The 18,661-nt window shown below is 36.4% G+C and carries 16 protein-coding genes; 4 read left to right on the forward strand and 12 right to left on the reverse strand.

Going from position 1 to position 18,661, the window contains the following annotated elements:
- Positions 1-117 precede the first annotated feature (117 nt).
- The 3 genes from tlp to KHA94_RS04185 all read left to right on the forward strand — a co-directional run bounded on the left by tlp (position 118) and on the right by KHA94_RS04185 (position 3,236).
- Positions 118-369, forward strand: coding sequence for a small acid-soluble spore protein Tlp (gene tlp / locus KHA94_RS04175; protein WP_213100855.1), 252 nt, complete (start codon positions 118-120; stop codon positions 367-369).
- A gap of 103 nt (positions 370-472) precedes the next feature.
- On the forward strand, positions 473-2,827 hold the full coding sequence (locus tag KHA94_RS04180; protein WP_213100856.1) for an AAA family ATPase: 2,355 nt from the start codon (positions 473-475) through the stop codon (positions 2,825-2,827).
- Positions 2,802-3,236 carry an acyl-CoA thioesterase gene (locus KHA94_RS04185; RefSeq protein ID WP_213100857.1) on the forward strand — a complete coding sequence of 145 codons (435 nt, stop codon included), beginning with the start codon at positions 2,802-2,804 and terminating at the stop codon, positions 3,234-3,236. The genes KHA94_RS04180 and KHA94_RS04185 overlap by 26 nt, the downstream gene beginning before the upstream one ends.
- An 87-nt stretch (positions 3,237-3,323) precedes the next feature.
- Here the strand turns inward: KHA94_RS04185 and KHA94_RS04190 are convergent, their stop codons facing one another.
- The 6 genes from KHA94_RS04190 to plsY form a co-directional block, all read right to left on the reverse strand.
- Positions 3,324-3,617: a HesB/YadR/YfhF family protein gene (locus KHA94_RS04190; RefSeq protein WP_213100858.1), complete on the reverse strand. Its 294-nt coding sequence runs from the start codon at positions 3,615-3,617 to the stop codon at positions 3,324-3,326.
- Positions 3,618-3,650: 33 nt separating this feature from the next.
- A complete protein-coding gene (locus tag KHA94_RS04195) occupies positions 3,651-4,487 on the reverse strand; it encodes a CPBP family intramembrane glutamic endopeptidase (RefSeq protein WP_213100859.1) in 837 nt (278 codons plus the stop codon).
- Positions 4,488-4,742: 255 nt separating this feature from the next.
- Positions 4,743-5,252 (reverse strand): methyl-accepting chemotaxis protein, encoded by a 510-nt coding sequence (locus tag KHA94_RS04200; protein ID WP_213100860.1) that lies wholly within the window; start codon positions 5,250-5,252, stop codon positions 4,743-4,745.
- A gap of 115 nt (positions 5,253-5,367) precedes the next feature.
- A complete protein-coding gene (locus KHA94_RS04205; RefSeq protein WP_213100861.1) occupies positions 5,368-6,519 on the reverse strand; it encodes a CapA family protein in 1,152 nt (383 codons plus the stop codon).
- Positions 6,520-6,988: 469 nt separating this feature from the next.
- Complete coding sequence (locus KHA94_RS04210; RefSeq protein ID WP_213100862.1) at positions 6,989-8,071, reverse strand: two-component system sensor histidine kinase NtrB; 1,083 nt, start codon at positions 8,069-8,071, stop codon at positions 6,989-6,991.
- Between the two features lie 331 nt (positions 8,072-8,402).
- Entirely contained in the window at positions 8,403-8,987 is a 585-nt protein-coding gene (gene plsY, locus KHA94_RS04215; protein ID WP_213100863.1) for a glycerol-3-phosphate 1-O-acyltransferase PlsY, read from the reverse strand.
- Positions 8,988-9,248: 261 nt separating this feature from the next.
- On the opposite strand from plsY, the gene KHA94_RS04220 reads away from it, so the two are divergent.
- Positions 9,249-10,967, forward strand: coding sequence for a glycosyl hydrolase family 18 protein (locus tag KHA94_RS04220; RefSeq protein WP_213100864.1), 1,719 nt, complete (start codon positions 9,249-9,251; stop codon positions 10,965-10,967).
- Between the two features lie 118 nt (positions 10,968-11,085).
- On the opposite strand, the gene ade is transcribed toward KHA94_RS04220, so the two are convergent.
- The 6 genes from ade to KHA94_RS04250 form a co-directional block, all read right to left on the reverse strand.
- Positions 11,086-12,825, reverse strand: coding sequence for an adenine deaminase (gene ade, locus KHA94_RS04225; protein WP_420828134.1), 1,740 nt, complete (start codon positions 12,823-12,825; stop codon positions 11,086-11,088).
- 24 nt (positions 12,826-12,849) lie between these two features.
- Positions 12,850-14,217 carry an NCS2 family permease gene (locus tag KHA94_RS04230; protein WP_213100865.1) on the reverse strand — a complete coding sequence of 456 codons (1,368 nt, stop codon included), beginning with the start codon at positions 14,215-14,217 and terminating at the stop codon, positions 12,850-12,852.
- A 79-nt stretch (positions 14,218-14,296) separates the two neighbouring features.
- The gene (locus KHA94_RS04235) at positions 14,297-14,611 is read right to left on the reverse strand and encodes an XdhC family protein (protein ID WP_213100866.1); all 315 of its coding nucleotides are present in this window, start codon (positions 14,609-14,611) and stop codon (positions 14,297-14,299) included.
- Positions 14,608-15,423, reverse strand: a complete 816-nt coding sequence (locus KHA94_RS04240) for an XdhC family protein (RefSeq protein WP_249365292.1) — start codon at positions 15,421-15,423, stop codon at positions 14,608-14,610. Before KHA94_RS04240 ends, KHA94_RS04235 begins: the two co-directional genes overlap by 4 nt.
- A 5-nt stretch (positions 15,424-15,428) precedes the next feature.
- Positions 15,429-17,750 (reverse strand): xanthine dehydrogenase family protein molybdopterin-binding subunit, encoded by a 2,322-nt coding sequence (locus KHA94_RS04245; RefSeq protein ID WP_249365293.1) that lies wholly within the window; start codon positions 17,748-17,750, stop codon positions 15,429-15,431.
- Complete coding sequence (locus tag KHA94_RS04250; RefSeq protein WP_213100868.1) at positions 17,747-18,622, reverse strand: FAD binding domain-containing protein; 876 nt, start codon at positions 18,620-18,622, stop codon at positions 17,747-17,749. Before KHA94_RS04250 ends, KHA94_RS04245 begins: the two co-directional genes overlap by 4 nt.
- Positions 18,623-18,661: the final 39 nt, after the last annotated feature.

Genomic DNA, 18,661 nt, shown 5'->3' on the forward strand with positions numbered 1-18,661 from the left:
CAGCGGGTTTTACTATTGTCTACGTTTTAGTATAGCCACACTTTTCCGTTGATAATTTTTCTTTGAATTCACAAACTATATTTGTATCACCACATTCTCAATAGGAGGAATAATAAAATGACATTTAACAACAAGCCGAAGCCTGATGATAGAAGTGATAATGTTGAAAAACTACAAACAATGGTACAAAATACGATGGGAAATATAAATGATGCCAATGAGACATTGCAGTTTGCTGATGGAGAGGAACGTGCAAAGATTGCAGCGAAAAACGAACGTCGTAAGGAAAGCATTCAGGCAATGAAGGAAGAAATTCAAGATGAAAGTCAAGCACGTCAAAATGGCTTTAATGAAACTAACAATCGATAGAAAAAGCTTGGAGTTTAGAAGGCCTGATTTTGTTATCAGGCCTTTTATAAAGGAATTGTGATATGATTAGTATTGGAAATTGAATAGAAGAAGTGATATTTCGATGGAAAAACAAAGACAAAGAAAAGTAATTACGGAAAGAATAGCTCTGTGGAAAAATGAGCTTCGTCAATTTGGATACATAGAAAAGGAAAATGAAGTTTTATCCTTATTAGGCTCTCTAGATGAAGAAGAAGACCATGAGATCGTCTCTGAAATTTTAACACTTGCTGCTCTGTCGAGAATTGGTAAATCGAAGCAAGACTCACTTGGATTGGTATGGCTAAATAAGGCAATTAAATTAAATTCTGACAATCAAAAAGCTGCTGAGTATTTAGCTCAATTCGAATGGAGTAATAAGGAAAGTATCTTTAATATTCTCTCCTTTCCTACTTTAAGAGAAACTGACAACAAACAAGCAAAAATGAAAACAGCAGAGGATATTCTTGAAGTTTGCAGGAATTTTATTGAGCTAGCAGAAGAAGAAATGGATGAGCTTCACAAAAAAAAATTAAAAACGAAGGATGCTCAATGGCTTCGTTCATATGAGAAAATGACAGAGATATTAAAGCTGTCTTTGGAAGATACAGTCTTGCTTACAAAAGCGACAGAGGAATATTTTCAATCAATTGCTGGCGTATTCTATAATTCTTCTTATTATAGTGAAATGAAATTAATAATTGATCGGATAGAAGGATGGAAGGAGGAATGGCAGCAATTATTCCCTACAGATATAGATAATGAAGAGGATAGTGTTAGCCCCCTTGAAGAGGTTCAAGAGATGATTGGCCTAGAGGAAGTAAAAGAGCGTGTAAATCTTTTGTACCGTTTTTTAAAATATCAAAAGGAACGTAAAGCACTTGGTTATCAATTGAAAGATGAATTGAGCTTACATATGATTTTAACGGGAAATCCCGGTACTGGAAAAACGAGCTTAGCGCGGTTGCTTGCAAAAATATATCATGAACTTGGAGTTCTTCCCCGTAAAGAAGTTGTGGAAGCTGATCGATCACAGCTTGTTGGTGCATATGTTGGACAAACTGAAGAAAATGTAAAGGCAATAGTTGAAAAAGCTCTTGGCGGAGTATTATTTATTGATGAGGCTTATAGCTTAAAAAGAGAGGGGCAGACTGGAAACGATTATGGTCAAGTAGCCATCGATACTTTAGTGTCATTCATGACTAGCTCTGAGTACGGTGGGAAATTTGCGCTTATATTAGCTGGGTATCCTGAAGAAATGCGTCAATTTTTAGATATAAACCCTGGGCTTCGAAGTCGTTTCCCAAATTCAAATCATATCCATTTGCCGGATTATTCGAATACAGAATTAATTCTAATTGGAGAAAAGCTCGCCATAGACAATGACTACATAATGACTGAGGATGCAAAAAAGGAGCTTGAAAAACGGATAGAGAAAGAACGGGTAGATGACACTTTTGGAAATGCGCGGTCAGTTAGAAATATTGTACTTGATGCGATATTTATAAAAGGGACAAGCTCTAAAAAGGAAAACCATATTTTAGACTTTACATTACTAGAGAAAAAGGACTTTGAAAATATTATTCAAGACAAAGGGAATAATCCAAAGAAGCAACTTGCAAATTTAATCGGACTTGAATCTGTAAAAAATGAAGTAAATATGTTATTGGCATTTGTGAAGATGCAGCAAATAAGGAGAGAAAAGGGGCTTCCAGATGTACCTATCCAGCTCCATTCTGTATTTACTGGTAATCCAGGGACTGGCAAAACAACCGTTGCCAAAATATATGCTGAGCTCTTAAAGGAATATGGATTTCTGAAGAGGGGCCATTTAATTATTGCAAGCAGAGCTGATTTTGTCGCTGGTTATGTTGGTCAAACTGCGATCAAGACAAAAAAGAAAATAAAAGAGGCGCTTGGTGGTGTGCTCTTTATTGATGAAGCCTATTCCTTACTATCATCATCTCAAGGGGATTTTGGCAAGGAAGTCGTTGATACGCTTGTTGATGAAATGACGAAGCATAATGAAAATTTAGTCATCATATTAGCTGGTTATCCGGATGAAATGAGAGTGTTGTTACAAAGTAACCCAGGTTTGAAATCGAGATTTAAGAAGTTTTTTCATTTTAGTGATTATTCTATTGATGAACTTCTGGAAATCATTATCAAATATGCTTCTAACTATCAATATGAATTAACACAAGAGGCGCTTGAATATTTAAAGGAAGCTTTGAGTGAAATTCAAATTAATGGAAATGGCCGCTTTGCAACAAATTTAACGGATGAAGCAATCCAATCACAAGCATTGCGGCTTATTTCAGAGGATAAGGATTGTAAGCATTTAAAGCATGTTTCATATTTAGAGAAATTAGATTTTGAAACGGCATTAACAAGAATTAGAGAGGGGAATCATAATGCTAGTATCAACGAAGGAAATTGAAGTGAGATATGCGGAAACGGACCAAATGGGTGTTGTTTATCATGCAAACTATTTAGTATGGATGGAATTAGGAAGAACTCAAATCATTAAGGACTTAGGTTTTAATTATGCTGAAATGGAAAAAGACGGAATTATTTCGCCTGTACTTGATATTCAAGCCTCGTATAAAAAACCTCTTCATTATGGTGAAAAAGCAATTGTAAAAACGTGGATTGAGGAATACGATGGTTTACGAACTAGTTATGGTTATGAAATATATACAGAGAAAGATGAATTAGCTGTCACAGGATTTTCAAAGCATGTTTGTGTAAAAAAGGAAACCTTTAGACCGATTTCTATAAAAAAATATTACCCAGTATGGCATGAAGCATATGAAAAAGCAAAAAAGCAACCAGCAGAAACTTATTAGAAATGAGAAGAGGAGATAGCATTCAACTTATGCTATCTCCATTATTTTGTTAATTTATCGCAGATTAACTCGCTGATAGACCCCCATTTATTGAAGTTTCACTTTATAAGAAGGTTCATTTTCAATCTCATTAAACTCCACAGACAAATCATGATTATCAAAATACCATAGATCTTTTTCTTCGATAAAATAAGTGATTCCGTTTTTAATTGTCTCAGCACCAGCATCAATTGGTGCATCGTTTGATATCCCTAATGAAAAGCCTTGCTGAACAGTGCTACAGCCGCCATATCGTGCAAAAAAACGTACGAAATCTCCCTTTTTTAAGAGCATTTCTTCTACAAACCAAGCTGCTGCATCCTCACTAATATGTATTTTCAATTAATACTCCTCCTTTTGTGAATGAACGATCGTTTAGTCGATATACGGAATTATACCGCTTAATATCATCAAAAAATTAAACATAATATGCCAAATAATTGCAGGGAGAATGCTTCCTGAGCGAACTGTTATCCCAGCATAGAATATCCCTCCTAGTGCAAATAGAAGGCAAACATCCCATGAAAACCCGAGTGAAATATGTGAGATTCCAAAAGTGATCCCTGAAAATATAACAGCTGCTTTTTCCCCAGCTAAAGTACTCATTCTTGTTAACAAAATCCCTCTCCATAATATTTCTTCCAGTATTGCATTTACAAACGAAAAAATAAATAAAAAAAATAGAAAGGAGGGAGAGGCTAATTGAATGTTTGAAAAATGAATAAAAGGAATAAAAACTGCGAAATTAATACATATTGCAATCATTAAAAATACTTTTACTGAAACAGAATGAAAACCACTCCATATAAACGGAAAAGAAATTGTCGCCTTCCAATTAGGTTTATCCCAATAATGATTTAATACTACATCAAATTTTTTAATAACGTAGACCATGAAAATGATTGGAAAAAAAAGCAGGCAGCGATTTATGATCATTATAATACTAATGGGGAAGGGAAGTTCTTCTATAAATCTATCTCCATATAAATAAAATAAGTAACCAAGTATGTAAGCGGTAATCACCCAAATAAAAACTCGATTTTGCTTAGATGTTACTGTCATAAATATAACAAATCCAATAATTATTGTGAAAGCAAGTGTAAATTGCTTATATTGCGTTAAGATAATAATAATTAAAAATATGAAGAGCTGTAAAAATTGCAGAGCCTTAGCTCGCCAATCAGGAGTAGTCAATTGGGTCATGCTCTCCATTTTCCTCACTCTATTTTATCACTTTCCATTTGAAAATTCTTTTCAAATGAATAATAGGTGGAACTAAAAAAAGAATGAGCTTTCGATAAAACTAGCTCATTCCATTCATGAATTATTAAGTGGTAAATTTTTTTTATTATTTTTCAAACTTAAAGTGTTCAATAGAGTCTCGTAACTCATAGGATAATTTTCGCAGATTTTCAGAGATTTTTTCCACCTCGAGAACGGAACGCTTCTGTTCTTCGGTAATACTTGTTACTTCTTCAACCCCAGCTGATGTTTGCTGAGAAATGGATACGACACTATCAACTGAAGATGAGATGGATTGGCTGCTTTCTGCAGTATTTCACTGGCATTTGCAATTTCATCAATATCTGTTGCAAGGCTATCCATTAAACCAAACATATTTCTAAAGCCATTTGCAGTGTTTATAACCATTTCTGCTCCTTCAACGGCAAATTCTTTTCCATGTTCAATATTTTCTAATGCTTTCGAAGAATCTAATTGAATTTCACTGATTAGGACCGAGATTTTTTCAACAGATTCCCGGCTTTGTTCAGCAAGTTTCTTTACCTCATTTGCTACAACTGCAAAGCCCTTTCCTTGCTCGCCAGCCCTGGCTGCTTCAATTGACGCGTTGAGAGAAAGGAGGTTTGTTTGTTCAGCTAAATCATGGATCAAGGCTGTAATATCATTGATTGCTTGGAGTTTTAAGTCGAGCTCCTTCATGATAGCAGCAGATTCGACTGATTGATTTAATGACATAGAATCCCTCCAAACCCCTTGCTACTAGTATTATAATATATAGTTAAAAAGTGCTAGTCGTTAAATATGACATTTGTATTACATTTTCAGAGAAATCGACATATTCAAAACCTTTTTAAATATTTCCTAGCATGTGCTCCTGAATTTCCTTATATTTATTCATGGCATCCTGCAAGCCAAACTTAGAAGCTTCTTTAAGCGGGACAACACGATAGTTCTTTAGCTTTTGATTTGATACGTAGGTTGGGAAAAAATTTGGATTGTTTAATTTAATTTTTACCCCTTCCTCATCAATGATTTTTGTCACTTCAATCGTTGCCATCCCGCCAATGTCCTTATAATCTTGATATTGGCCTGATAGAAAATTCCCTAAAGAATAAACGATGAGTGCTTCATGACCATTTGATGATTTCATCCATTCCATAGGCTGTAAAACATGTGGGTGGTGCCCGAACAAAATGTCTATTCCTTCATTGGTTAAAAACTGAGCCAATTCCTTTTGCTCTGCTGTTGGAAATCGCTGATATTCATTTCCCCAATGAAGACTCATCACAACGACATCTGCTTCGTTTTTAGCACGATGTATTTCCTCTTTCATTGCCTGTTTATCAATTAAGTTAACAAGATAATCTTTACCCTTTGGGATCGGAATCCCGTTTGTTCCGTATGAATAGGACAAATAAGCAATTTTTATCCCATTTTTGTTTAGAATAACTAATGATTGCTGATTTTCTTTCGTTTTATAAGTGCCTACATGAGGGAGGCCAATCTTATTCATATAATTTATTGAACTAATCAGGCCTATTTCTCCTTTATCAAGGGAATGATTGTTTGCAGTGGATACAATATCAATACCTGCTTCAAGTAAAGCATCCCCAACCTCTTGGGGGCTATTAAATAGCGGGTAGCTTGAAATGCCAATTTCTGTACCCCCAAGAATCGTTTCTTGATTCGCTAACAGTAAATCGGGTTTTTGTAATACATTTCTAACGTATTGAAACATTGGATTGAAATCATAACCTGTTCTAGTTTTTGCATCGTTATACACCCAATCATGAATAAGAATATCTCCAATGGCTCCTAGCGTAATTGTTTCGTTAAAATATTTTGGACTAACAAAAACTTGTCTTACCTCGTGAGCTTGAACTTGAATATGGATCATTTCTTTGTGATTGGTTTTTTGGTACATATTAAGAATTAGATATGAGGAGAAAATCAATAATGCCATACAAAAAAGAATAGAAAAATAAATTGATCGATTCTTCATATTAATCTCCTTAACATAAAGTTTATATATACTATAATACAAGATTGTAAATTATTCGATAAAACCCAAAATATTGTAAATGCATTTCGTTCGAAAGATTTTTAGAGGTAGGGTATAATATTGTAAAATAATAATGATGAGGTGATTAGATGATAAAGTTGACTGGAAGCGCAGCAGCTATACTTGCAGAAACGATTAGTAAGGAACAGAAAGATCTATCGGATAAGCTTTATATTCGCTTATCTATGGGAATTGGCTGAGGGGGACCACAATTAAAGCTGTCTCTGGAAGAGCAGCCACTAAGTGAAGATAAAGAATTAGAAATAGAAGGAATAAATCTTTTAATTCATGAGAAGGATTACGTCTACTTTGATCATACTAAGCTAGATTATGTCAAGGATGTCTTTGGTATTGGAAGGTTTAAATTATTAAAAATATAAAAAGCGGCATCCTTTTGGAGCCGCTTTTCCTACAAAAATAATGGTAATTCTAATTTAAATATTGTTCCTTTTCCTAGCGTGCTGCTAATATACAAATTGCCTTCGTGATCCTCGATGATTTTTTTGCAAATGGGAAGGCCGATTCCTGTGCCTGTTTCTTTTGTGGAATAAAATGGTAAAAACAAATGTCTCATTGTTTCTTCCGTCATTCCACAGCCATTATCTTCGATGATAATATAGGCAGAAGCTTCGATGACTTCAACAGAAAGTTGTACTAGACCGTACTCATTATTTTTCTTAATAGTGATTGCTTCTATCGCATTTTTTATAATATTGACTAAAACCTGTTTCAATTGCTTCCCGTTAGCCATAACAACGGGGGATTGGTCTGATAATTGGACATTTATTTGAATATTTTTGAGTAATCCTTCGCTCTCGTAAAGAATTGCAATATCTTTCACAATTTTATTTAATGAGATTTCGGACTTTTTATTTTCCTGAGGCTTTGTGGAATTCAAAAATTCATAGATAAGATCATTTGCCCGATTAATTTCTTCGAGGGCAATCTCTGCATATTGCTCTTTGCCAATTTCGATTAAGTATGGTTTTAAAAGCTGAATAAACCCCTTTACAGTAGTTAATGGATTTCTAATTTCATGGGCTATCCCAGCAGCAAGCTTGCTAATGTTTGTTATATATTCTGAATGAATGGATGCTTCATGAATTTCTTGCTTCGAATGGTCTATGATTTTTTCATTATCAATCATTTGCTCAATGAAATGAAGGGGATTTAATTTAGACTTATTATTAGCTGGGTCGATTTCTTTTTCAACTGGATAGCAAAATAGATGAAAATTGTTATCCTCGCCCTCCATTTTATATATTCGATATAAGTTTCTATGGTTGTTAATGTTCAAATTTACTTCCATAGTATTTTTCAAAAAGAGATCTGATTCAAATCTTCTAACCTCATTTTTGTCCATTAACAAAGTGAAAATCTGGTCATGACAATTCGTTCCGAAAGGTGTGGATGCGGCTAAGATCCGGAATTGATGGTCAATAAAAAAATAGGGGAAAGGCAGATTTTCTAATAATGTTCCTGATAAGATCAAAACTAACCACCTCATATTAGATTCGTATAAAAGAAATAAAGTCCGGGATATTGTTTTCAATCTAATCTATGACGAAAAAGCTCATTTTATGTTTTGTTATGTATAAAATTGAATCAAGATTAAAAAAAATAAGACTTTCCTACTATTATCATACCAGAAAAAGAATGGTTATCAATAACGAACAATAATATCTTTTACTTCGAATATGGGATTAATTGGAGGTTTTTGGATAGATTGGATGATTTGACCAAAATAAAAGAAGGGTGGTGAACGAAAAAAGCAGCGTATAATTTTATACTGCTGCTTTTGTTAAATGATTATTTACATTTAATTAAAGCCATTTAATTTTCGGCTCGGTTTTGTTCAAAATCCGTTTAACATTTGCTCGATGCCTATAAATTACAAAAAAGGCAAGAATCGAAACGACAATAATAAGGGGAATATCCCCAATGACTAGGGAATAAATAACTGCTACGATTCCGGCAAGCATAGACGAAAGGGATACGTATTTTGTTATGAATAAACAAATAAAAAATGCTAAAACAATAACTAGAAACATTGGGTATGCATATCCTAGAAGAACACCGCCAGAAGTAGCAACCGCTTTTCCGCCTTTGAACCCTGCGAATATTGGATACATATGACCGACAACAGCGAAAATTCCAGCTATTAATGGATGCAATTCAGCGCTGAAGAATAACGGAAGCGATACCGCTAGCGTACCTTTTAATATATCGGCAATTGTAACCGTTAATCCTGCTTTAACTCCTAACGTCCGAAAAGTGTTTGTTCCTCCTAAGTTTCCACTGCCATGTTGGCGTATGTCTATCCCGTGAAAGACTTTCCCTATAATTAAGCCAGATGGGATGGAGCCAAGTAAATAAGCTAAGACGATAATTATTCCGTTCACTACCATGAAAATTTCTCCTTCAACATTATCTGCGCTTTTCTTATTGTATCATGTCCATTATTATACACGCCATGTCCAATCCTGAAAAATACATCTTAAATATGAAATAAATATTTATATTTTAAAGTTAAAATCATTTGAATTGAAACTTTTTAACCTTTATTTTCGTTTTTTAAAGGGGATGGTGAATTTAGGAAGATCAAATCCGTGAAAACTCCTTCCCATTAACTGATATTTTCGTTACGATAGTCTCAAGGAGGAAAGAGAATGGCACGTGTTGAATATCACAAACAAAAGCCGCTAGCAAAGAAATGGATAATAGCGGGTCTATTGTTTGCTTTTTTCTTAATAATTTCTAGTATTTTACTATTATTATATCCATTTGCATCATCTGTAAAAGAATCGTACTTCAAAGGTGAAAATCCAATTTTATTCGAAGGGAGGCAAGTAGGAAATGCTATTATTGAAGGAAATAGTGTATATATGCCAATTTCCTTTATAAAGGAATTTCTTGATGATTCAATTATGTTTGATGAGAAATCGGAATCCATTATTATTACTACAAAAAATAAAGTAGTTCAAATGCCATCAGAATCACTTACATATTATGTAAATGAAGAGCCAGTCCAATTGCATTTTTCTGCTTTTAAAATGAAGAATAATGAAATGTATTTAGCTATTGAGCCATTACTTGCTTATTACCCAATAGAATATTCGATTTTACCTGAAACAAATGCCATTTGGATTAAAAAAGATGGTCAGGAAATGCACCATGCAAAAATTACAGATAAGGATGTTCATGAAGAGAAACTCCGATTAAGAATGGATCCGAGCTTACAAACCCCATATACCGCTCAAGTTAAAAATGATGAAAAACTTTATATCGAAGCCGAGAAGGAAGATTACTATTTTATTAGAAAAGAAAATGGTGTGGCGGGTTATTTGAAAAAAGACCTCGTCACAGAAGGAGACATTGAAAAAATAGCTGTCCATCAGGAAAAGGAAGAGGTTACCTTGCCAAAAATTGAAGGTCCTATCCATCTTACTTGGGAAGCTGTGTACACCAAAAACCCTGACACTGCTAAAATACCACTGATGCCAGGTGTGAATGTTGTTTCCCCGACATGGTTTGAACTAGGTGATGCAAATGGAGCCATAAAAAATTTAGGCTCTCTCGATTATGTAAACTGGGCACAAAAGCAGGGCTACCAAGTGTGGGGGCTATTTTCCAATGCTTTTGACCCTGATTTAACTCATGAAGCATTTAAAAATTTTGAGACTAGACAAAATATGATTCGCCAGCTCCTTCATTTTAGTCAAATGTACCATTTAAATGGAATTAATCTAGATATTGAAAATGTAAATGCGGAAGATGGTCCACTTATTACACAATTTGTACGAGAAGCAGTCCCATATTTTCATGAAGCAGGTCTCATTGTTTCAATGGATATTACTTTTATTTCTAGCGGAAATTGGTCTGCTTTTTATGAACGGGATAAGCTTGCAAGCCTTGTTGACTATATGGTTGTTATGGCATATGACGAGCATTGGGGCACGTCTCCGAAAGCAGGAAGTGTAGCTAGCTTACCTTGGGTAGAAGACAACTTGAAAAGACTGCTTGAAGTTGTTCCTAATGACCGATTAATTTTAGGTGTTCCATTATATGCTAGGTTGTGGGAGGAAAAGAATACTGGTGAAGTTTCCTCTAAGGCGCTTTCGATGGGAAAGGTAAAGCAATGGCTGAAGGATAATGAGTTAACTCCTGTTTATGATGAGGCAAGCGGACAAAATTATGCTGAGCTTTATTCAGAAGAGAAGCAAGCGACTTATAAAATCTGGCTAGAGGATGAGCTCTCTTTGAGAAAACGTGCAGAATTAGCACAGAAATATGAATTAGCTGGCGTAGCTAGCTGGTCCAGGTATTTTGCGGATGAATCTGCATGGTCTGCATTATCGCTCCAGAATGAACAAATAACAAAAAAATAAGTGAGTATAGACATAAATGGCTAGGAATACCTTTCTTAGCCATTTTTATTTTTTAAAAAAGGCGGTTACCTATTCGTGGAAGTAACCGACCTTTCAAATTTCAAAATATAAAAATTCATTAAACTTCAACTTCAAGATGTTTAAACATCTTTACATCGAATAACCCAATATCTGTAAGTTTTATCTCTGGGATTACCGGCAGGGCTAAGAATGAAAGTGTCACAAAAGGATTGAATTCCATTGTACAGCCAATTTTTATTAAGGCTTGGTTTAATTCCTCTATTCTTTCATAAATGTATTGTGAATCCATATCTGACATTAAGCCAGCAATCGGAAGAGGGAGGGAGGCAAGCAATTGTCCGTTTTCAACGATCACTAGTCCACCTTTCATCTCAGCTGTCAAAGAGATTGCTTTAATAAGATCATCATCATTTGTACCTGCAGCAACAATATTATGTGAATCATGTGAAACGGTCGATGCAATGGCACCACTTTTCATTTCCAGACCTTTTATTATCCCCAGCCCTATATTGCCTGTATTATGATGGCGTTCAAGAACAGCTATTTTTAGATGATCGTCTTTTGTATTGGGTTGAAAAAAACCGTTTACATTTTTTATTTCTTCAATTAGATGCTTCGTGATAATCATATTAGGTATGATTTTAATAATATTTGCTTTTTTTCCTTCACTAACTTTAATATTTAAATCATTTTTAGATATAGGGCTAATATTCACGCTATCAATAATAGATGGAAAGGGCGTGATTTTTGGTTGGGATGTATTGATCACAGTTCCAATTTTAGCGGCAAGCTTTCCACTTTTAAAAACCTGTTCAATATCGATTGAATCAAGCTCGTTTAAGATTAGGAAATCTGCTTCGTATCCAGGGGCAATAGCACCCTTTGTTTTTAAGCCGAAGCATTCTGCTGCATTTAGGGTAGCCATTTGAATAGCTAGCAACGGGTCCAGACCTTCTTGAATAGCTACCTTTACATTATAATTAATGCTTCCTTCATTAATGAGTTCATCTAAATGCTTATCATCTGTAACAAATAAGCAGCGGCGTGCATTGTTTTCATTGACAGCTTTCAATAAAGATACTAAATCCTTTGCTGCGGATCCTTCCCTTAGCATTACGTACATCCCTTTACGAAGTCGATCTAATGCTTCTTGGGAAGATACACACTCATGGTCAGTTCGAATTCCGGCTGCCATGTAAACATTAATGCCGTCTGAGTCTATTCCAGAAGCATGCCCGTCAATACATTTTCCTTTTAAATCAGCATCTAATAACTTATTCAGCATTTTTTCATCTTTGTATAAAATAGAAGGGTAATCCATGACTTCTCCAAGGCCAATCACTCTTGGATGGGAATAAAAAGGTTCCAAATCTGTGTGACCAAGTGTTGCGCCCGAGTTTTCAAAATGTGTCGCAGGGACACAGGATGGCAGCATAAATAGCACATCTAGAGGAATCCCTTCAGAAGCATTAAGCATATATTCGATTCCGTCTGTACCAGAAACATTAGCGATTTCATGTGGATCAGCAATAATAGTTGTTACACCGTGAGGAAGAACGACATTTGAGAATTCAGAAGGTGTGACCATTGCAGATTCAATGTGAACATGCCCATCGATAAAACCTGGCACAATATATTTACCTGCTGCATCGATCGTTTCATATCCTTCAAAATCTCCTATCCCGGCAAAATAGCCATCTACAATGGCAATATTGTCAGTTAATATTTCTCTTGTAAAAACATTAATAATCCTTCCGTTTTTTACTACAAGATCCGCAGGTATTCTTTTTGCTGCTACATCTATTCTTTTTTTTAGCATTTCTTTAGAAAGCATCAATCATGATCCCTCTTTCAAATCGGTTTAATGACCGCCCATAATAAAGTTAATGATGAACGCGATACTTACAATATACATAATCCAATGTATTTCTTTCGTTTTTCCAGTGAGAAGCTTGAGAAGTGTATATGAAATAAATCCGAAAGCCAAGCCTGTTGCAATACTATACGTAAGTGGCATTAAGATAATTGTTAAGAAAACCGGAATGACATCTGTAAAATCATCAAAACTTATATTTTTCACCTCGCTAATCATCAATGCTCCTACAAGAATTAATATTGGTGCGGTCGCGACTGAAGGGACGAAGACAATTAACGGCGCGAAAACGAGTGCCAAAAGGAACAACACTCCCACTGTAAGTGCTGTTAAGCCGGTTCTGCCGCCTTCTTGAATACCTGTTGCATTTTCTACATAGGCATTCAAGGCTGTACTTCCGAGAGTTGCACTGGCCATGGTTCCGATTGCATCTGCTTGAAGGGCACGGTCCAAATTTTGAATTTTACCTTTTTCATCTACTAACCCTGCCTTCTTTGTTAACCCAATGAGTGTGGCCAAATTATCGAACAATTCAACGATCGTGAATGAAAATATTACTGAGATGATTCCATAGGCAATTGCACCTTTAATATCCATCGCTAAAAAGGTATCCGCTAAACTAGGCAGGTTAAAGGAAACAATATCACTAATCGATTTCGGGAAAGCAATGAAACCAGTAATCATTGCAATGATGCTTGTGGCAAGAATACTGATTAGAAGAGCACCCTTAATCTTTTTAGCCATTAAAAATGCTGCCACGATTAACCCCAGTAATGCAAGAAGAGGCCCAAGGCTTGTTACATCTCCTAATGCTACAAAAGTAGCTTCATTTGCTACAATCAACTTTGCATTTGAAAAGCCTATAAAGGCAATAAATAATCCGATCCCAACTCCGATAGCCGATTTCAAAACATTTGGAACGCCATCAACAATTTTTTGGCGTATTCCAGTGATCGTTAGTATTAAAAATACAATCCCTGAAATAAAAACGGCTCCTAGAGCTGTTTGCCATGTAAGCCCGTGACCGAGTACAACTGTGTAGGCAAAAAATGCATTTAATCCCATGCCTGGAGCTACTGCTACCGGATAATTAGCCCAAAGTGCCATGAGGATAGTACAGAATACACTCGCATAAATCGTAGCAGCTAATGCAGCTTCTTTTGGAATGCCAGCATCAGCCAATATTGCAGGATTGACAAAAATAATATAGCTCATAGTTAAGAAAGAAGTGACACCTGCAAGTATTTCTGTACGAACATTTGTGTTGCGCTCAGTTAGTTTAAACATTCTTTCTAAAAGAGTATTTTTGGAAGAAGGCGGGAGGCTGGATCCTAAACCCTTTTCAATCATGGACATGAAAGACCACTCCTTACACTAATTATTGGCCAAACTGATCAGCACGATCAATAATTTTCTCTTTCTTCATGATGAACATCTAAAGCGGCTCAATAAAAATATCCATTATACCTCCGCAAATCCCACCATCCTCATAAAAGAGACCATTCGTAAGATCCACAATGTGTTTCGCAGGTCTCTTCGTTTGAATGACTTCAAGAGCTTTACGAATGACTTCGGCTTCTCCACAGCCACCTCCAATCGTTCCTTCTATTGTTCCATTTGAAAAGATGATCATTTTGCTGCCTGTTTTTCTTGGTGTAGAGCCTTTGGTACGAATAATCGTTGCTAATGCTGCAACCTCACCTCCTTTCTGGATTTCCATCATTCTATACAAAAACTGAAGCTCCTTCAATTTGTAGCCCCCTCATGAAATCCCATTTTCGCATAATCTCTAATTCGAGTGCTTAAAGATAGGCCTGATTTCTGATTTTTTATTTTTAGAATTTCTGCCATAATACTTACCGCGATTTCTGAGGGAGTTTCCGCTCCAATGTCAAGACCAACTGGTGTATAGAGGTGATCAAAGCTTTCCATTGAAAAATCTTTTTTTAGCTCTTCGAACACCCCGGAAATACGCCTTCTACTTCCAATCATTCCAATGTATACAGCTTTTTCCTTGCGTTTAAGCAGCTCTTGTAAGCTTAAAACATCATATTTATGTCCGCGTGTAAGAAGGAGAATATAGGTTTGATCGCTCAAATAGATGTCTTTGAAATATTGCATGTAAGATTGACAGATAACCTCGTCAACATCCGGAAAACGGTCTCTATTGGCAAATTCGGCACGATCATCAATTACGGTTACGAAGAATCCAAGCATTTTTCCCATCTGTGCAACTGGTTCACATACATGACCAGCTCCGGCAACAATTAAATGTAGTGGGACGGGGAAATATTCTGCGAAACATTCGATATTGGTTTCATTCCAATGAAATGAAAAAGTGCCGGATCGTTTTCTTTTTATGAGTCTTTCGCAGCTTTGTAAGATTTTGCTCTGAATGGTAGGGGAGAGAGGAGCTTCGGTATAGAAATCCCCATTAGGCCATATGAGAGCCTTTTCGCCAATCAAACCTTGTTCTGAATGCTCTGAAAAAGTAATTAAAAAAATTTCCTCTCTCTTTTCAAGTGATTGAGATAATTTATTAAACAAGCTTTGCTTCATCATTTCATTCACCTAGAAGAGTAGACATTTTGTTTTTTTAGTTCTTTTAATGCGTTAAAGATGCGTTCAGGTGTTGCTGGAAGATGATAGATTCTTGCGCCTGTTGCATCGTATATAGCTGACATGATAGCTGCAATAATTGGAATCATGACCACTTCACCAATTCCTTTTGCTCCAAAAGGACCAGATTCCTCGGGTGTATCCTCAACTGGGAAGGTTTCAATTAATGGCGTTTCCCGTATGGTTGGAATAATGTAATCGGTAAAATTTCGTGTTTTATGGAAACCGTTTTCGATGACAACATCCTCATAAAGGGTGTACCCAATTCCCATTACTGCTCCACCCTCAGCTTGGCCTTCAAGTCCTTGAGGATTAATGACCTTACCTGCATCAGGAATGGAAACGACTCGAAGTACATCTGTTTCTCCAGTAAGTGTATCTACCTCAACCATGACAACATGGGTTAAATAGCCATAAAGGTGGTGGGGGGCTCCTCCAGATCCTTCGATTTCTACTTTTTCTTTTGGAAGGATAAAGTGGCCCTCGACTCTCGTGCTACGATGATGCTCAAAGAGGTATTGATATATGGTTTGGTAGTTTACGACTTTTCCATTTGCATTTAAGCAATTTGGCAGAACTTCTATTTTAGATGGAGGGACGTTTAATAATTCAGCAGCAGTATTTGTAAGAAGCTTTACCATATTGGGGGCTGCAGTTGCTACAGCTCTTCCTCCTGTATAGGTTGAACGTGATGCTGTAACAGTACCGCCGTCTAAAGTACGGGATGTATCACCCTGTACAACTTTTATGTTGTTTATATCGCAATTTAAGATTTCAGCAGCTACCTGTGCATAGGCAGTGCTATTTCCTCCACCGATTTCTTCACAACCAACAGCAACAAGAAATTTTCCATCTGAAAGAATTTCAATTGAAGCAGCTCCATAGTCTGGTAATCCGATGCCCATTCCAATTCCGTGGAAGGATGTTGCTAAAGCTACTCCTCTTTTTTTCCATGGCTCACTTACTGCTGATTTATATTGTCTTCGATTTTTCCAAAGATCGCAATTTTCGGCAAGCTCTAGTGTTTTAAATGTACCAACGCTTGACTTGACAATATGTCCTAAGCTAGAAATCTCGCCTTGGTGGTATACATTTTTCTTTCGGATTTCAACTTTATCCATATTTAGCCGTTCGGCAATCATGTCCAAATGAGTTTCGATTCCCATACAAACTTGGTTTACGCCAAAACCTCTAAATGCACCTGAGATTCCATTATTTGTATAAACACAGAAGCCTTCAAGGTTTACGTTCGGAATTTTATAAGGCCCGCAGCTATGCTCAATTGCAAGTGCAATAACTGCACCTCCAAGGGATGCATATGCACCAGTATCTGCAACTGCTCGTACTTCATTTGCAATTAATGTTCCGTCTTTTTTTGCTGCAGTTTTCATATGAACCTTGAAAGGATGTCTCTTTATTCCTGCAATCACGGATTCTTCACGGCTTAAATGGATTTTAACCGGCCGTCCATTTGTATGCATGGCGAGAAGGGCAAGATATATTTGCACTGTAATTTCATCCTTGCCGCCAAATGCACCACCAATCGGACTGGATATCACTCTAATTCGTTCAGGATTATAGGCAAGAGCACGAGCGATTTGCATACGATCACGATGTGCATATTGCCCTGGACAGTGGATGGTGATGAATCCGTCAGCATCCATGACGCTCCAGCCGCCTTCCGTTTCAATAAAAGCGTGCATTTGACGTGGTGAATAGAATGTATTTTCAACAATAATATTCGCTTCTATAAAAGCTTCTTCTGTATTGCCATTCTTTATTTTGACATGGCTATGAATATTTCCATCTGGATGGAGTTGGGGAGCAGAAGCTGTCATCGCTTTTTCGGCATCTGTCACAACTTCTAGCAACTCATATTCAACATCAATTAATTCAAGAGCCCGTTCTGCTATTTCTTCTGATTCAGCAGCAACTAAGCATATAGCATCACCAGTGCAACGAACAATATTCGAACATAATACAGGCTGGTCAGGGATCACGATTCCAAATCCATTAAAACCTGGTATATCCTTATGTGTAAGAATACAGACTACCCCAGGAAGTTTTTCTGCATTTAATGTATGAATGGATTTGATTTTTGCATGAGGATATTTTGCACGCAATACCTTTCCCCAGACCATATTGTCAAAATGGAGATCAGTCATATATTTTAATTCACCAGTCACTTTTTCTGGACCGTCAATTCTTTTAACTCGCTTTCCAACCCAATTTAAGGATTGTTCATTTTTCGTTGTATTTAACTGTTTCATTTGTTTTCCCATCTCCTCATTAGTCGATAGAGGCCTCGCTCTAAGAGTGAACTCGCCATATCACGTCTGTACTCTGCTGTAGCTCTAACGTCAGTAATTGGCATCACCTCTTTCCAAGCCACCTTCGCGACGTTTTGAATCATTTCATCTGTAAGGGGATGAAGAGTGAGGATGGATTCACATTTTTTTGCCCGGATGATCGTTGGTGCAACGGAGCCGAATGCAATTTTACCACTTAATACTTGACGGTCCTTCTCCATCAATAATGAAATGGCTACATTCACAATTGAAATGGATTGTGCCTTACGTGGACCAAGCTTTTGAAATATCCCAATTTCATTTTCGCCATGAGGCTGAACAATAATATTAGTAATCATTTCATTTTTCTTTAAAATAGTTCTTCCTGGTCCTGTGAAAAATTCCTCAATAGGAACAATGCGTTTTGAATTACGGGTACTAAGTTCTAAAACTGTATTAAGTACATAGAGTGCTGGGAGGGTATCTCCTGCAGGGGAAGCAGTTCCGATATTGCCTCCAATCGTACCAACATTTTGCATCTGAATGGCTCCAACTTCTCGTGATGCTTCAACGAGAACATTTGCTTTTTTTTGAAGCAGAGAAGATTTGATTATATCTGTATGTGTTGTTAAGGGACCAATATGGATTGCACCGTCTTTTTCGATAATGTAACGTAATTCTCTTAATCCTTTAATATTTACCCATGTACTCGGTCTCCATTTTCCTTCCTTCATTCGAACAACTGCATCAGTACCGCCTGCTATTAATCTTGTATTCATATCTTCATTTGCAATCATTGTAAGGCATTCTTTTAATGTGGCAGGGGTAACAACTTCAATTTCAGAGACAAGCATGAACAAACCTCCTATCTAAAAATCAAGTCCATCTAGTGT

This window comes from Cytobacillus citreus (assembly GCF_018343665.1).
Taxonomy (GTDB): Bacteria; Bacillota; Bacilli; order Bacillales; family Cytobacillaceae; genus Cytobacillus; species Cytobacillus citreus.

Bases quoted from the DNA above. Each gene is read 5' to 3' on its own strand.
- KHA94_RS04240 (WP_249365292.1), bottom strand. From the start codon at position 15,423: ATGATGAAGCAAAGCTTGTTTAATAAATTATCTCAATCACTTGAAAAG.
- KHA94_RS04195 (WP_213100859.1), bottom strand. From the start codon at position 4,487: ATGGAGAGCATGACCCAATTGACTACTCCTGATTGGCGAGCTAAGGCT.
- KHA94_RS04180 (WP_213100856.1), top strand. From the start codon at position 473: ATGGAAAAACAAAGACAAAGAAAAGTAATTACGGAAAGAATAGCTCTG.
- KHA94_RS04200 (WP_213100860.1), bottom strand. From the start codon at position 5,252: ATGTCATTAAATCAATCAGTCGAATCTGCTGCTATCATGAAGGAGCTC.
- KHA94_RS04205 (WP_213100861.1), bottom strand. From the start codon at position 6,519: ATGAAGAATCGATCAATTTATTTTTCTATTCTTTTTTGTATGGCATTA.
- tlp (WP_213100855.1), top strand. From the start codon at position 118: ATGACATTTAACAACAAGCCGAAGCCTGATGATAGAAGTGATAATGTT.
- plsY (WP_213100863.1), bottom strand. From the start codon at position 8,987: ATGGTAGTGAACGGAATAATTATCGTCTTAGCTTATTTACTTGGCTCC.
- KHA94_RS04230 (WP_213100865.1), bottom strand. From the start codon at position 14,217: ATGTCCATGATTGAAAAGGGTTTAGGATCCAGCCTCCCGCCTTCTTCC.
- KHA94_RS04245 (WP_249365293.1), bottom strand. From the start codon at position 17,750: ATGAAACAGTTAAATACAACGAAAAATGAACAATCCTTAAATTGGGTT.
- KHA94_RS04250 (WP_213100868.1), bottom strand. From the start codon at position 18,622: ATGCTTGTCTCTGAAATTGAAGTTGTTACCCCTGCCACATTAAAAGAA.
- KHA94_RS04185 (WP_213100857.1), top strand. From the start codon at position 2,802: ATGCTAGTATCAACGAAGGAAATTGAAGTGAGATATGCGGAAACGGAC.
- KHA94_RS04220 (WP_213100864.1), top strand. From the start codon at position 9,249: ATGGCACGTGTTGAATATCACAAACAAAAGCCGCTAGCAAAGAAATGG.